The sequence below is a fragment of the Streptococcus sp. UBA4344 genome, from assembly GCF_002393675.1.
Taxonomy (GTDB): domain Bacteria; phylum Bacillota; class Bacilli; order Lactobacillales; family Streptococcaceae; genus Streptococcus; species Streptococcus vicugnae.
This window is the reverse complement of the sequence record NZ_DGTE01000020.1, coordinates 1-16,065: the sequence shown is the minus strand read 5'-3', so window position 1 is coordinate 16,065 and position 16,065 is coordinate 1. Positions and strand designations below refer to the sequence as shown.

Annotated in this window: 15 protein-coding genes; 6 read left to right on the top strand and 9 right to left on the bottom strand. The window is 37.7% G+C overall.

The genetic code is table 11. From position 1 onward, the window contains the following. Positions 1–117: 117 nt before the first annotated feature. Together B4D49_RS03350 and B4D49_RS03345 are read left to right on the top strand one after the other, a co-directional pair. Entirely contained in the window at positions 118–759 is a 642-nt protein-coding gene (locus B4D49_RS03350) for an MBL fold metallo-hydrolase (RefSeq protein ID WP_286783169.1), read from the top strand. Further along, positions 756–1,469 carry an alpha/beta hydrolase gene (locus B4D49_RS03345; protein ID WP_286783168.1) on the top strand — a complete coding sequence of 238 codons (714 nt, stop codon included), beginning with the start codon at positions 756–758 and terminating at the stop codon, positions 1,467–1,469. Before B4D49_RS03350 ends, B4D49_RS03345 begins: the two co-directional genes overlap by 4 nt. 37 nt (positions 1,470–1,506) lie before the next feature. Here the strand turns inward: B4D49_RS03345 and ftsX are convergent, their stop codons facing one another. From ftsX to B4D49_RS03310, 7 genes are all read right to left on the bottom strand, one after another. After that, on the bottom strand, positions 1,507–2,436 hold the full coding sequence (gene ftsX, locus B4D49_RS03340; protein ID WP_132868943.1) for a permease-like cell division protein FtsX: 930 nt from the start codon (positions 2,434–2,436) through the stop codon (positions 1,507–1,509). Then, complete coding sequence (gene ftsE / locus B4D49_RS03335) at positions 2,429–3,121, bottom strand: cell division ATP-binding protein FtsE (RefSeq protein WP_074481476.1); 693 nt, start codon at positions 3,119–3,121, stop codon at positions 2,429–2,431. The genes ftsX and ftsE overlap by 8 nt, the downstream gene beginning before the upstream one ends. 47 nt (positions 3,122–3,168) lie before the next feature. Beyond that, positions 3,169–4,264 (bottom strand): peptide chain release factor 2 gene (gene prfB / locus B4D49_RS03330; RefSeq protein WP_132868944.1). Its coding sequence is split into 2 segments (ribosomal slippage): positions 3,169–4,191 and positions 4,193–4,264, totalling 1,095 coding nucleotides; the frame shifts between segments, so codons are not numbered across the junction. 237 nt (positions 4,265–4,501) lie between these two features. Beyond that, positions 4,502–5,149 (bottom strand): HAD family hydrolase, encoded by a 648-nt coding sequence (locus B4D49_RS03325; RefSeq protein ID WP_132868945.1) that lies wholly within the window; start codon positions 5,147–5,149, stop codon positions 4,502–4,504. Between the two features lie 247 nt (positions 5,150–5,396). Further along, positions 5,397–8,078, bottom strand: a complete 2,682-nt coding sequence (locus B4D49_RS03320; RefSeq protein WP_039691707.1) for a cation-translocating P-type ATPase — start codon at positions 8,076–8,078, stop codon at positions 5,397–5,399. A 226-nt stretch (positions 8,079–8,304) separates the two neighbouring features. After that, positions 8,305–8,691 carry a DUF1934 domain-containing protein gene (locus B4D49_RS03315; protein ID WP_286783167.1) on the bottom strand — a complete coding sequence of 129 codons (387 nt, stop codon included), beginning with the start codon at positions 8,689–8,691 and terminating at the stop codon, positions 8,305–8,307. Between the two features lie 71 nt (positions 8,692–8,762). After that, positions 8,763–9,641 carry a sulfite exporter TauE/SafE family protein gene (locus B4D49_RS03310; RefSeq protein ID WP_165941974.1) on the bottom strand — a complete coding sequence of 293 codons (879 nt, stop codon included), beginning with the start codon at positions 9,639–9,641 and terminating at the stop codon, positions 8,763–8,765. A gap of 95 nt (positions 9,642–9,736) precedes the next feature. Here B4D49_RS03310 and B4D49_RS03305 point away from each other — a divergent pair, with 95 nt between their 5' ends. The 4 genes from B4D49_RS03305 to B4D49_RS03290 all read left to right on the top strand — a co-directional run bounded on the left by B4D49_RS03305 (position 9,737) and on the right by B4D49_RS03290 (position 14,472). Next, a complete protein-coding gene (locus B4D49_RS03305; protein WP_286783166.1) occupies positions 9,737–11,038 on the top strand; it encodes an HD domain-containing protein in 1,302 nt (433 codons plus the stop codon). A gap of 175 nt (positions 11,039–11,213) precedes the next feature. Then, positions 11,214–12,023 (top strand): sugar-phosphatase, encoded by an 810-nt coding sequence (yidA, locus tag B4D49_RS03300; protein ID WP_286783165.1) that lies wholly within the window; start codon positions 11,214–11,216, stop codon positions 12,021–12,023. After that, the gene (locus B4D49_RS03295; protein ID WP_286783164.1) at positions 12,023–13,237 is read left to right on the top strand and encodes an aminoacyltransferase; all 1,215 of its coding nucleotides are present in this window, start codon (positions 12,023–12,025) and stop codon (positions 13,235–13,237) included. Before yidA ends, B4D49_RS03295 begins: the two co-directional genes overlap by 1 nt. After that, a complete protein-coding gene (locus B4D49_RS03290) occupies positions 13,237–14,472 on the top strand; it encodes an aminoacyltransferase (RefSeq protein WP_286783163.1) in 1,236 nt (411 codons plus the stop codon). Before B4D49_RS03295 ends, B4D49_RS03290 begins: the two co-directional genes overlap by 1 nt. Before the next feature lie 99 nt (positions 14,473–14,571). Here B4D49_RS03290 and tpiA read toward each other — a convergent pair whose 3' ends face one another. Together tpiA and B4D49_RS03280 are read right to left on the bottom strand one after the other, a co-directional pair. Then, on the bottom strand, positions 14,572–15,330 hold the full coding sequence (gene tpiA, locus B4D49_RS03285; RefSeq protein ID WP_009854602.1) for a triose-phosphate isomerase: 759 nt from the start codon (positions 15,328–15,330) through the stop codon (positions 14,572–14,574). Between the two features lie 189 nt (positions 15,331–15,519). Continuing rightward, a partial coding sequence (locus B4D49_RS03280) for an EF-Tu/IF-2/RF-3 family GTPase (protein WP_286783162.1) occupies positions 15,520–16,065 on the bottom strand: 546 nt, incomplete at its 5' end.

Here is a 16,065-nt window from a genome sequence, read left to right as displayed (position 1 = left end):
AGATTATACCATTTTTAAGACCCACATTCACCTATCCTAAAAATAAGATATTGAAAAAAGCCCTTTTGAGAAAAGACATTATATGACTTTTAAAGATTTTTTTGATACACTTTTTCTATGAAGATTTATAGACTATTAAACCACGTTGCACGTGAAAATACTTACTTATTGGTCAATGATCAAGCTATCATTGTTGTTGACCCAGGTAGTGATACCGACAAAATTAAAGAAAAGATTACCACCCTTGATAAACCTGTAGCAGCAATCTTGATTACTCATGCGCATTATGACCACATCATGGGACTTGATGTCATTCGTGATGCTTTTGGACAGCCACCAGTCTACATTTCAGAAAAAGAAGCATCTTGGCTTTACTCACCTAAAGATAACTTTTCAGGTTTAGACCGACATGCTGATATGGATGATGTGGTTTTAAAACCAGCTGAACATCACTTCCAATACCAAGACGATTATGCCATTGCTGATTTTCGTTTTCAAGTACGTCAAACTCCCGGGCACTCTTGGGGAAGTGTTTCTCTAGTCTTTCCTGATGATGAACTGGTTCTTACCGGCGATGCTCTCTTTAGAGAAACTATTGGACGAACTGATTTGCCAACTGGAAACGCAGAACAATTACTAAATAGTATCAAAACTGAACTCTTTAGTCTTCCAAATCACTTCACCGTATACCCTGGTCATGGTCGTGAAACGTCTATTGCACATGAAAAGAATTTTAACCCGTATTTTAACACACTATGAAAAAACTTAAAAAATATCTACTCTACTTTTTAGTTTGTTTAACAACTCTGCTTGTTCTAGGCCTAGGTTTTATTCGTTATAAAACCTACCATGCGCATCAAAGTTCTATGGCAGCTGCTAAATCCGCTGAAATCACAAAAGACTATCTACTCTTTGAAAGTAAAGGAAGCGCAAAAGCAACTATTATCTTTTACCAAGGTGCTCTCGTTGAGGAAAAAGCCTACGCTAATTTAGCAAATGATTTAACCGAATCAGGATATAATGTTTACATCTTGAAAACACCCCTAAATCTACCTGTGCTATCGAGTAAAAAAGCTTTAGCCGTCATCAAAGAAAAAAACTTAAAAAATGTCTACCTCGCTGGGCACTCACTAGGTGGCGTTGTTGCCTGCATGAACGCTGATGCAGCCAAAACAGACGTTACTGGTTTAATTCTTCTTGCAAGCTATCCAAGTGAGAAAACAGACTTATCAAAAGACAAGCTAAAAGTTCTCTCAATCACAGCTAGCAAAGATAAAATCCTTAAATGGAACCAGTATAACAAAGCTAAAAAGAGACTTCCGCAAGATACAAAATACGTCAATATCTCTGGAGGTAATCACAGCGAATTTGGAGATTATGGTCACCAAGCAAAAGACGGAAAAGCAAATATTTCTCAAAAAGAACAAGAAAAAGAAATTGCTACAGCTATTTCAAGCTTTATTAATTAAAAAACAACTTCTGAAAGTCAGAAGTTGTTTTTCTATGTTAAATTTTAAGATAACGTCTCATTGAAATAACTGAACCAAGAGATCCAATAAGAATTCCAACTAAGAACATACCACCAATAATCATTGGAAGGAATGAATCAGCAGGGTACAATGTTAAACCTTGTACTTCAAATTGTGGATTAACTGATGCATAAACAGCTTTGTAAGCAAAGTAGATAACAATTGATGGTACAATTGCTCCAAGTAATCCTACCCAAGCACCTTCAAAGAAGAATGGGCCACGGATATAAGAATTTTTAGCACCAACCAAACGCATAATTTCAATGTCACGATGACGAGACATAATTGTCATGCGGATTGTATTTGAAATCAAGAAGATAGCTACGATAACCAAAAGAACTGTTCCGGCAAATCCCCATGTACGGATAAATTTAGACACTTTGAAAAGTTGATCCGAGTTTGATCCACCGTAATCGACAGATTCAACGCCTTCAATTTTAGAAATCTTATTAGCTATTTTTTTAACTTTAGCAGCTGATGTTGCTTCTACAACGTAGACATCTTGCAATGGGTTTGAGTCACCATCAAACATTGCCCAATCATCACCGTAAGTTTCTTTTAATTTGGCTAATTGCTCATCTTTACTTGAGAATTTGACAGATTTAACACCAGAAAGAGCATCAATTTGGTCATAAACTTGGTGGAAAGCATCGTTTTGAACTGTTTCACCAACTTCATTTGTTTTTGTTTCTGAGTTATCAGCTGAGTTAACATCCAAGTAAACATTAATTTGGATATTTTTTTCAATACCTTGAGCAATTTTCTCAACATTCATCAATACAGCAGCGAAAATACCAACCAAAGTTAAAGTAATCGCAACTGAACTAACTGAAGCAATGGTCATCCAAATGTTACGTTTCAAACTTTTAATGGATTCCCATAAGTGGCGGAAAAAGTTTCTAATCATTATATCCGTATTCTCCTTCCTCTTCATCGCGAACAATACGTCCTTCTTCGATAGCGATAACGCGATGGCGAAGATTATCAACGATTTGTTTATTGTGAGTTGCCATTAGAACTGTTGTCCCTTGAAGGTTAATACGTTCTAACAATTGCATGATTTCCCAAGAAATTTCTGGGTCAAGGTTACCAGTTGGTTCGTCAGCAATCAAAACCTTTGGATTATTGACGATTGCACGCGCAATTGCCACACGTTGTTGTTCACCACCAGATAGTTGATCTGGGAATGAACGCATTTTATGTTTAAGGCCAACTAATTCAAGAACTTCTGGAACACGTTTTTTGATTTCACGTGGTTTTTCACCAATAACTTGCATTGCATAGGCAACATTTTCAAAAACTGTCTTTTTAGGAAGAAGTTTGTAGTCTTGGAAGACAACCCCAATGCTACGGCGCAAAATTGGAATTTGACGTTTTTTCATTTTTGTAAGGTTAAATTCCCCGACTTTAAGTGTCCCAGCAGACACTTTTTCTTCGCGGTAAAGCAATTTAATGAAACTTGATTTACCGGCACCAGAAGGACCAACAATATAAACAAATTCACCTGGGTTGACGGACACATTAATGTCTCTCAAAGCAGTTGTTGAGCGGTGATACTTTTTAGTTACACCTTTCATTTCAATTAATGCCATGTGTATTTTCCTTTACGATTTTGTTATCCTAAAATTTTACTTTCGAGTTAATCAATACGCCATTTCAAGAAAGCATCGATGAAACCATCAATGTCACCATCCATGACTTTATCAACTTGAGCAACTTCATATCCAGTACGGTGGTCTTTAACCATTGTATATGGAGTGAAGACGTATGAGCGGATTTGGCTTCCCCAAGTGATTTCTTTTTTATCACCTTTAAGAGCATCCACTTCTTGCGCCTTTTTCTCTTGCTCTAATTGATAGAGTTTTGCTTGCAACATTTTCATTGCGCGATCACGGTTACCGTATTGCGTACGGTCAACTGTAGATGCAACAACAATACCTGTTGGAATGTGAGTCAAACGGACACCGGTTGAAACCTTGTTGACGTTTTGTCCACCAGCACCACCTGAACGGAAAGTATCCATCTTGATATCATCATCACGAATTTCAACTTCAATCGTATCATCCAATTCTGGCATTACTTCGACAGAAGAAAATGATGTGTGACGACGTTTAGCTGAATCAAATGGTGAAATACGAACCAAACGGTGAACCCCCATTTCAGATTTCAAAAGTCCATAAGCATTTGGACCTTCAAAAGAAAGAGTTACTGATTTAATTCCAGCTTCATCACCAGCCTGATAGTCAAGGGTTTCAACTTTAAAGCCTTTGGCATTTCCATAACGAGTGTACATACGGAAAAGCATATCAGCCCAGTCTTGAGCTTCAGTACCACCTGATCCTGGGTGAATTTCCAAGATGGCGTTGTTACGGTCATAAGGTTCTGATAATAGAAGAGTCATTTCATAACCTGTCATGATTTTATCAAGTTTTTCAAGACTTTCTTCTAAATCTGCTTGAACAGAATCATCTTCGTCTAACATTTCCAAGTAAAGCTCTGTTTCATCAGAGAGTTCTTGCATTTGGTTAAATGTTTCGTAGGTTTGTTTCAAACCATTTAGTTCTTGAGATGTTTTCTGCGCTGCAATATTATCATTCCAAAAATCTGGCTCAGTCATTTTGTTTTCAAGAAGTGCAATGTCTTCTTCCAAACGATCTAAGTCAAAGAGACCTCCTGAAGCTAGTCAACTTCTCTTGATTTTCTACTATTTTTTGGCGGATTTCAGCCACTTCCATGAGATAACTCCTTTATTTAAGATATTAAGTTCGTTAAACGAGCAAAGCAATTGCACATTTTACAAGACTCACTGATTAAATCTACAAAGGGCTAAACTTAACATCTTCTAAGCCTCTATAGATTTTCTCTACTGCCTTCTTATTTTAACATAAAGCCTATAAAATTGCTATTCGATACCATTAGTAGCAAATAGCTTTCATAGCCTATTGTTGATTCAATACGTTAACAGTATCACCCTAAGCTTCTTTTTCAATGACAAACGATGCTTCTGTTAAATTATCAACTAAAAGACTTGCCTGAGACTGATCAATACCAAACACTTTATCACGGATAGCAATCACTCTAACACCTGCTGCTACACCAGCCTGAATTCCTTTTTGACTATCTTCAATGATAACAATGTTTTCTTTATCGAATCCTAATTTCGCACAAGCAGCGTTGTAAATCGCTGGATTTGGTTTTCCTTCTTTGAAGTCATCACCTGTTAAAATATAAGTGAAAAACTCAATCAAACCACATTTTGTCAAAGCTCGTTCAACATCTTCTCGCACTGTATTTGAAGCAAGCGCTAAAACATATCCCTTAGCTTTTAAATCAGCTAGGACTGTTTTAGCATCTGAAAAAACTAACTGACTATAATCTGGTCGATGAACATTCTTATAAGCTGTATATTCTGCTTCTAAAGCTTTGGTATCGTAGTCTGAAATCTTGTCCCCAAGAATTTTTTCCCAGAATTGATCCATACGACCACCTACGAAAAATTTTGGTGGCAAATGTTTAATCGAAATATCTTTACTTCCTAGAAATGCTTCTCTACGTTCAAAATAAAAATTCTCAGTGTTAAATAAAACACCATCCATATCAAATATAACTGCTTTAATCATAAAAGCCTCCCCGAACTATTCTATCATAAAACGTTGCAAAGATTTTCAGAAAGTAAAAAAAGGGAGTGGGACAGAAATCGGTAATTTCAAAGAAATTCGATTTCGTCGTCCCACTCCCGCAAAGTTAAGTAGGGTTGTAAAAGTTGATTTATCAACGCATTAGAACCCACTTAACCACTGCGTTTTGCATATTCTAACTACGTAAATAAAGAGGTTGAGGAATTTTGTCCTAGCCTATCTATTTACACTAAATTGCTTTTTCATCTTGTCCAAGTAAACGTTGAATAGCTTTTACAATTTCTGTAAGAACAACCATCAATAGACTTCCCACAATAACAGCCAACCATTGAGTAACACTCAAGTGTGATACATGGAAGAGTTGGTTAAATCCAGGAACTGCAATAGTCACCATCAAAAGAAGGAAGGCTACTGGAATTGCCCAGTTAAAGGTTCTATTTCTGAATGCACCAACAGTGAAAATTGATTGGTAAACAGATTTTACGTTAAAGGCATGAAGCAACTGGATAAGACCAAGTGTTGCAAATGCCATTGTCAACGCATCTTCGTGCATCATGCGATTTGAAGCATGTTCTGGGAACATCAATGCCCAAGCATAGACACCTAAAACAAGCAATGTTTGGAAGATACCTTGATAGATAATGGCTCCCATAACACCACCATCAAAGAAGTTTGATTTACGACCACGAGGTTTGTGAGTCATCACATCTGGTTCAGCAGGTTCAACACCAAGTGCAATCGCTGGTAGTGTATCAGTTACCAAGTTAATCCAAAGAAGGTGAACTGGTTGAAGAACATCCCAACCAAATAAAGTAGCAAAGAAGATTGTAAATACTTCTGCCATGTTGGCTGAAAGGAGGTATTGAATTGATTTTTGAATGTTAGAGAAGACTTTACGTCCTTCTTCAACCGCAACGATAATAGTTGCAAAGTTATCATCAGCAAGGACCATGTCTGAAGCACCTTTAGATACTTCAGTACCTGTGATACCCATACCAATACCGATATCAGCTGTTTTAAGTGATGGCGCATCGTTAACACCATCACCAGTCATGGCAACAACCTTACCTTCATTTTGCCATGCTTTAACGATACGAACTTTGTGTTCAGGAGATACACGCGCATAAACTGAGTATTGTTTGAAGACTTTTTGGAATTCTTCATCAGACAATTCATTTAGTTCAGCACCTGTAAAGACATGGTCTTCACCGTCATCTTCGATGATACCAAGGCGTTTGGCAATAGCTTCCGCTGTATCTTGGTGGTCACCAGTAATCATGATTGGACGAATACCAGCTTCTTTAGCAACTGCTACAGCTTTAGCAGCTTCTGGACGTTCTGGGTCAATCATTCCGACAAGACCTGAGAAAATCAAATCAGCTTCAACAATTTCTGATTCAAGATTTGGAACTTCAGAAACATATTTGTAAGCCATCATCAAAACACGAAGTGCTTGTTTGGCAAGGTCTTTATTGACATTAAGAATAGCTTCTTTTTCTGCTGCAGTGATGTCGCGAACTTGACCATTTTCTTCGATACGAGTCACACGTTTAAGAAGTTGGTCAGGCGCACCTTTAACAGCGACAAAATATTTTCCGTCAGCTTCTTTGTGGATAGTTGACATCAACTTACGATCAGAATCAAATGGCAATTCAGCCACACGTGGTTCTGCTTTCAACACTTCACGAATGTCAAAGCTGTGATCAAGACCAAATTGAACAAGTGCTGTTTCAGTTGGGTCACCAATCAATTTACCATTTGGATCGATTTTTGTATCATTTGCAAAGTTCATAACACGAAGTGTGTTATTGTCAGATGCAATCTCGCTGGCAGAGCTTTGCAATTTTCCGTTTGTGTAAACTTTTTCAACTGTCATTTGGTTCATTGTCAATGTACCAGTTTTATCTGATGCAATGATTTCTGTAGAACCAAGTGTTTCAACAGCTGGTAATTTACGAACAATTGAATTACGTTTAGCAAGTGTTGTTGTTCCCATTGACAAGACAATTGTCACAATGGCTGGAAGTCCTTCTGGGATAGCAGCCACAGCAAGTGCTACGGCAACCATCAAACCATTAAGTGGAGCTTCTCCTCGAACAAAAACACCGATAAGGAAAGTAACAGCAGCGATACCAACAATCAAGTATGTCAATACTTTAGACAATTGGTTCAAACTTTGTTTAAGTGGTGTATCTGTTTCATCAGCGTTGGCAAGCATGTCAGCAATTTTACCAACTTCAGTGTACATACCTGTATTAACAACGACACCAACACCTCGTCCGTAAGTAACGTTTGAGTTTTGGTAAGCCATGTTTACACGGTCGCCGATTCCTGCATCAGCTGGTACTTCAACTGACAAATCTTTTTCAACTGGAACTGATTCACCTGTAAGAGCAGCTTCTTCAATTTTCAATGATGCTGCTTCTAAAAGTCGCATATCAGCTGGAACAACATCACCAGCTTCAAGCATGACAATATCACCAGGAACCAATTCACGTGAATCAATTTCCACTACATGACCATCACGACGGACACGAGCGATTTGACTTGACATATCTTTAAGAGCTTCAATCGCCGCTTCTGCTTGACCTTCTTGGTAAACACCAAATGCCGCATTCAAAATAACAACGGCTAAAATAATCAAAGCATCAGTTAAACCGTGCATACCTTCTGTGATGACAGAAAGTGCTGCTGCAACCAACAAGATAATAATCATCAAGTCCTTGAACTGGTCAATAAACTTAGCTAGCAAGCCACGTTTCTCACCTTCATCAAGTTCGTTGTGACCGTATTCGTCCAAGCGTTTTTGAGCTTCTGCTGTAGACAAACCTTCACGTGATGAATTTAGAGTTTCCAATGTTTCATCTTTGCTCTGTGTATAAAACAGAGCTTTACTTTGTTCTTTAGACAAAATAGCTTCCTCCTATGGTCTCCTCTATAGAAAAAGAGACCTGTTTTTTTAAAACAAGTCTCGCTGTTTAAGACATGGCCGGAAATTTCTTTCGTAATGACGACCATGTCACGGGATTTACCCGTCTGCTACTCCCTTGAATACAGAGTAATCATATCAATTTTTAAAAAGTTTGTCAACTAAACACATTAGTCACAAAGCCTTATATATCAAGCTTTGTTTATGCTTACAACCATTTGATTTCTAGTTGATAATTGGCAAAAACACTATCTCCTTCAAGCTGTTTTAGTTGATAATGAATTTTTAGATTTTGCTTAGTTTCATCCAATTCATAAACGCTTGTTTTTGTTTGTAAATGTTGTAATCCAACAGGAGTTGGAATAGCAACTACAGCTGGAATTTCACGATGAAAACGCATGATTGATTTTGGATTTGAATAGCGTGTCATAATCAATTCTTGGTCATTGCATTTTAGCATAACCGTTTCTTTTTCTTCATTGGTATAAGTCAGGTAAATATGACCATTTTTTTCTGTTAATTTGACTGGGTATGATTGCTCAACTAACTCAACTTGTCCATCTAAATCAATTTTATTCTTAATATGAAGTTTCATTTAATGTAAGCTTCTTCCTTTCTCTAAAATTATACCAATTCTTCCTTCGTAAAGCCAATAATAACGCTATTCTAGCGCTTAATAGCAGATGAACGAAGCAAACTTGTTCCTGTAAAGATAGCAATGAAAATAATAAGAACTTTAAAATTATTAATATCAAGCTGACTGAGGAAAAACGCCGCAGTCAATACCCCAAAAGAACCACCAATAATAATTCCAAGAACTCCTGGCCAATTCACACGTCCAGATTTAATAAAATCTGTCGTACTTGCCGACATAATAACAGCTGCATCAAGCATCATCACTGGAAGGGCAATCGACGGATTAATCCCAAGCATTGAAAAGAAAATCAACTCAGGAGCGTAATTACCAAGTCCCATCGTCATCAAAATACCAATTGTGAAATTAAAAGCAATCCCAAGCACAAGCCAGATACCGTGAAGGCCATGAACACCATCACTCATACCAGCTCCTGGATTAACAATCATACGATAAACCATGATAAAGGCAGCAACAATCAACAAAATTCCGAGCACTCTTTGAACACGACGCGTATCCCAATTTTTTGTGATTCGTGTACCAACGAAAGCTCCTGCAAATGAGGCTGTAGCCATTGTCAGTAAAGTTGGCAACTCTACCTTAACAATCGTGATAAAGCAAAGCGCCTCAATCAATACCGGAATAACGTGTGCTGTCGATAAGGTTGCAGGTATCTGCTTGTCATCCTTTATTAACTTTGTCGCTTTAAAAAGGGCTGTGCTTGTAGCAAAAGTCCCAATTCCTAATGTATCTAATAAATCTGTCAAGTAACCAATCCATAGTCCTGTCCAGAATTTTTCCTTTAAATTAATCTTATTTTTTTTGGCATGATAAAAGATATTTCCCAAAACCCAAACGATTAGGAATACCAAAAAAAGTTGGATTAAACGTAAAATAAGTTCATTTGTCATAAGCTCCATTATAAGCAATTTTTTAACTTTCGTAAACATAAACCTTTTAAGAGTTAAGCCAATATTATTTTTGGCATTTTTGTTATAATGAAACTATGAATGAAAAAGTATTTCGTGACCCTGTTCACAATTATATAACTGTCAATCATCCGGTCATTTATGACCTCATTAATAGTAAAGAATTTCAACGCCTACGTCGCGTCAAGCAAGTCTCGACAACTGTATTTACCTTCCATGTTGCAGAGCACAGTCGTTTTTCACACTGCTTAGGTGTTTATGAGATTGCTAGACGAGTTACTGAGATTTTTGATGCTAAATTTCCAGATATCTGGGATTCAAATGAAAATCTCTTAACTATGGTAGCTGCGCTCCTGCATGATGTTGGGCATGGTGCTTACTCACACACTTTTGAAAAGCTTTTTGACACTGATCACGAAGCTATTACTCAAGAAATCATCACTAGCCCTGATACAGAAGTCAATGCTATCTTACGTCGTGTTTCACCAGATTTTCCTGAAAAAGTCGCTAGCGTTATTAACCACACTTATCACAATAAACAAGTGGTGCAACTCATCTCAAGTCAAATCGATTGTGACCGAATGGATTATCTTTTACGTGACTCTTACTATAGTGGCGCTAACTACGGTCAATTTGATTTAACACGTATTCTACGAGTTATTCGACCAACAAAAGATGGTATTGTTTTTGAATACAATGGCATGCACGCTGTTGAAGATTATATCGTCAGCCGATTTCAAATGTACATGCAAGTCTACTTCCATCCAGCTAGCCGAGCAATGGAAGTTCTGCTACAAAATCTTTTAAAACGTGCTAAATATCTTTATCAGATTGATAGCCGTTTCTTTGAAAGAACATCACCAAACCTCATGCCATTTTTAGCTAATCATGCCAACTTGCATGATTATCTTTCACTAGATGATGGTGTAATGAACACTTATTTCCAAGCATGGATGACTGCTGAAGATGATATTTTAGCTGATTTAGCAAGCCGTTTTGTTAACCGAAAAGTCTTTAAATCCGTAACTTTCGAAGAAGCATCACGTCAAGAATTGAGCCACTTAGTCGACTTAGTCAAATCTGTTGGCTTTGATCCAGAGTATTACACTGGTATTCATGTTAATTTTGACCTGCCTTATGATATTTATCGCCCAGAAAAGAAAGAACCTCGCACTGAGATTAACATGATTCAAAAAGATGGTTCAGTTGTTGAATTATCAACTATCTCACCGATTGTCAAAACTTTGACAGGCACCATTTATGGAGATAGACGTTTTTATTTTCCAAAAGAAATGCTCAGTGAAGATGACTTATTTGCACACACCAAAAAGGAATTTATGAGCTATATCGCAAACGATCATTTTGTATCTCATGATTAAGGAGATAAGGATAAACCTTGAGACGTTTTGTCAAAGGGATATCCTGCTCCTTTTCTTTTATATTTTTAAAATGAAAACGGTACCTATTAGAATTCCTTGTGTCCCCCATGACAAATAGGCCACTTTTTAGTAAGATATATAGGTAGAGATTCTTTAGGAGGGGTAAACTAACCTTATGTCTATTAAATTAGTCGCTGTCGACATCGACGGCACACTTTTAACCAACGACCGTAAAGTCACGCCTGAGGTTTTTGAAGCTGTTCAAGAAGCTAAAAAACAAGGTGTTAAGGTCATTATCGCAACTGGACGTCCAATTCCTGGTGTTCAGCCACTTCTTAACGAATTAAACCTAAGAGAAGAAGGCGATTATGTCATTACCTTCAATGGTGGGCTAGTCCAAGACACGTCAACTGGTGAAAATATTATCACTGAAACCATGACCTATGAAGACTATCTTGATATTGAGTTCCTTAGCCGTAAATTAGATGTTCACATGCACGCTATCACGAAAAAAGGAATTTTCACTGCTAACCGCAACATTGGAAAATACACGGTTCATGAATCAAGTTTGGTTAATATGCCAATTTTTTACCGCACTCCAGAAGAAATGGGCGATAAAGAAATTATTAAAATGATGTTCATCGACGAACCTGAAATCCTCGATGCAGCCATCGAAAAAATTCCACAAGAATTCTTCGATAAATACACGATTGTTAAATCAACACCATTTTACCTAGAATTCATGAACAAAAAAGCCAGCAAAGGAAATGCCATCAAACACCTTGCTGAAAAAATGGGGCTTACTCCTGACCAAACTATGGCCATCGGCGATGCTGAAAACGACCGTGCCATGCTTGAAGCTGTTGGTAACCCTGTCGTTATGGAAAATGGTACACCTGAGCTTAAAGAAATTGCTAAATATATTACAAAATCAAACGAAGAAAGTGGCGTCGCACACGCCCTTAGAGAGTGGGTCTTAAAATAATGTATAGCTATAAAATCGGTATCTCAGCTGAAGAACACGATAATTTTGCGAAAGCAAGTAATCAAACTAATCTATTACAATCTTCAAATTGGGCAAAAATCAAGGATAACTGGGACAATGAACGTATTGGTTTCTACAAAGATAATCAATTAGTCGCTTCTGCTTCTGTCCTTATCAAAGCTTTGCCACTTGGTTTTACCATGCTTTACATTCCTCGTGGACCAATCATGGACTACAGCGATAAAGAACTCGTAGCATTCGTGATTGGCTCACTTAAAAAATATGGTAAAACAAAACGTGCTCTTTTCATCAAAATGGATCCAGCATTGTTATTAAAACAATATAAAATCGGTGAAGAAGTTGATGAAAACAAAGATACACTTCTTGCTATCGACAACTTGAAAGCAGCTGGTTGCGAATGGACTGGACGCACAACAACAATTGCTGAAAGTATTCAACCTCGCTTCCAAGCTAACGTCTACACACAAGAAGACATGACATCAACTTTCCCTAAACACACAAAACGTTTGATGAAAGACGCTATTCACCGAGGTGTTATCACTAGCCGTGGTACAATAGATGATGTAAAAGCCTTTGCTGATGTCGTAGCACTTACTGAAAACCGTAAAGGCGTTGCCCTTCGTAACGAAGATTACTTCCGCAAAATGATGGAAACATACGGTGATGATGCTTACCTTCACTTAGCAAAAGTAAATCTTCCAAAACGTTTAGCTGAATACAAGGAGCAACTTGCTCAAATCGAAAAAGACTTGGCAGAAACAGCTGAACATCAGAAAAAACGTTTAACAAAATTAACACAACAAAAAAATTCTGTTACAAAATACATTACTGAGTTTGAAGAATTTGTTGAAAAATACCCAGATGAACTCATCATTGCAGGTATCTTATCTGTATCATTTGGTAATGTCATGGAAATGCTTTATGCTGGTATGAATGATGAATTCAAGAAATTCTACCCACAATATTCCCTTTATCCAAAAGTATTCGAAGATGCTTATGCTGATGGCATCATCTGGGCAAATATGGGTGGTGTTGAAGGAACACTTGATGATGGTTTAACTAAATTCAAATCAAACTTCAACCCAACAATCGAAGAATTTATTGGTGAATTTAACATCCCAGTAAATGGTTTACTTTACAAACTATCAAACTTGGCTTATAACATTCGCAAACAAAGGAGAAATGGCCATTAATGTCTCTTGAGATTATCGATAAAAAAGTTTTTGAGACTTTTTGCAATACTGTCAATTACAAATCATTCATGCAATCTGTCGAAATGGCTGATTTGCTTGAAAAACGTGGTTACCAAGTCACTTATCTTGGATTAAAGGAAGCTGATGAACTGCAAGTCGCTGGTGTTCTTTATAGCACGCCAGTAGCTGGTGGACTTCACATGGAAATCAATTCCGGTCCTGCTTCTCGGAATCATATCTATTTGAAAGCTTTCTATCAAGAACTTCAAGCTTATGCTAAAGAAAACGGCGCTATCGAGTTATTGGTTAAACCATTTGACACCTATCAACATTTCGATACCAATGGTGAACCAACAGACCAAGCTAATACAGCTTTGCTAGAAGATTTCCTATCACTAGGCTATCATCACGATGGATTGTTGACAGGTTACCCCGGTGGTGAACCTGATTGGCATTACGTCAAAGATTTGACTGACCTAACTGAAAAGACTTTGTTAAAATCATTTAGTAAAAAAGGTCGCCCACTTGTCAAAAAAGCTAAAACATTTGGTATCACGTTACGAAAACTTGATCGTGATGAGCTACCACTTTTCAAAAAAATTACTTCTGCTACTTCTAACCGCAGAGATTATGTAGACAAGTCTCTTGACTACTACCAAGATTTCTATGATAGCTTTGGAGATTCTTGTGAATTTATGGTGGCAACCCTTAATTTCCAAGATTATTTACAACACCTTGAAAGCGATCAAGGAAAACTTAACCAAAGAATTGAAAAACTTCGCTCAGCTATTGAAAATAACAACGGTTCTGAAAAGAAACAAAATCAATTGCGTGAACTATCAAGTCAATCAGCTACATTTGACACTCGTATCGCTGAAGCTAAAGTCTTTATTGAAAAATACGGCTCACAGAATGTTATTTTAGCTGGTAGCCTCTTTGTTTATACCAAACAAGAAGCCGTCTATCTCTTCTCAGGTTCTTACCCAGAGTTTAATAAATTCTATGCACCTGCTCTTTTACAAGAATACGTCATGCTAGAAGCCATCAAGCGTGGTATTACAACCTATAACCTCTTAGGTATCACTGGAGAATTCGATGGCTCTGACGGCGTTTTACGCTTTAAACAAAACTATAACGGCTACATCACTCGAAAAATGGGAACCTTCCGTTATTACCCACACCCACTCAAATACAAACTTATCCATAATCTCAAAAAAATTCTTAGACGTTATTAAAAGACAAAGGCTTGGAACATAGGTTCTAAGCCTTTTTAGTACAAAAAAACTACCTGTCCTAAGACAAGTAGTTTTTAATATGACTTCAATGATTCTTGATTATTTTACAAAGTCAAGAAGAGCAAGGAAGCTTTCTGGTTGAAGTGATGCACCACCAACAAGGGCACCATCAACGTCTGGGCAAGCCATGTAAGCTGCAACGTTTTCAGGTTTAACTGAACCACCGTATTGAACGCGAACTTTATCAGCTACTGCTTGACCGAAGTCAGCTGCAACTGTGTCACGAACTACTTTACACATTTTTTGTGCGTCATCTTGGCTAGCTGATTTACCAGTACCGATAGCCCAGATTGGTTCGTATGCAATAACAAGTGAAGAAACTTGTTCTTCTGACAATCCAGCAAGAGCAGCTGAAACTTGTCCACCTACGAATTCAGCAGCTTTACCAGCTTCGTAAGTTTCAAGAGTTTCACCACAGCAGATGATTGGAAGCATACCATTAGCAAAGATTGCTTTAGCTTTTTTGTTGATATCTTCGTCAGTTTCGTGGAAGTATTCACGACGTTCTGAGTGACCGATTACAACGTAGTCAGTTCCCATTTCAGACAATACTTTAGGGCTGTTTTCACCAGTGAAAGCACCAGCGTTTTCAAAGTAGCAGTTTTCAGCAGCAACTTTAAGGTTTGAACCTTTAGCTGCAGCAAGAACTGTTGAAAGGTCAAGTGCAGGAGCTGCGATACCAGCTTCAACAAGTTCTGATGAAGGCAATTTAGAAGCTACTGCTTCAACGAATGCTTTAGCTTCTTCTGGATTTTTGTTCATTTTCCAGTTACCAGCGATAAATGGTTTACGTGACATTTCACATACCTCTTCTATTTTTATTTACCCCCTTATTCTATCATATTTTCAGCATCTTTTAAAGGTTCGAGGGGATTTTTACACATAATCATGAAAGAAATTGCAAAAAAAGAGCCCCTTACGGGACTCTTTCCACAATTACTATCTGACTAATAATTGTTATCTGGGAACTTAATTAATTAACTAAAATTAAGCTTCGATTTCTGAAACGATACCTGAACCAACAGTACGTCCACCTTCACGGATTGAGAATGTAGTACCTTGTTCAACGGCGATTGGGTGAATCAATTCAACGTCGATAGTAACGTTATCACCAGGCATTACCATTTCAGTACCTGCTGGAAGTTCGATTGAACCTGTAACGTCAGTTGTACGGAAGTAGAATTGAGGACGGTAGTTGTTGAAGAATGGAGTGTGACGTCCACCTTCTTCTTTAGTAAGGATGTAAACTTCACCTTTGAATTTAGTGTGTGGGTGGATTGAACCTGGTTTAGCAAGAACTTGACCACGTTCGATTTCATCACGTTGGATACCACGAAGAAGAACACCAACGTTATCCCCTGCAAGACCTTCATCAAGTTGTTTACGGAACATTTCAACACCAGTAACAACAGCTTTTTGGATGTCGTCACGGATACCAACGATTTCAACTTCGTCGTTGACTTTAACAGTACCACGGTCGATACGTCCTGATGCTACAGTACCACGACCAGTGATTGAGAATACGTCTTCAAC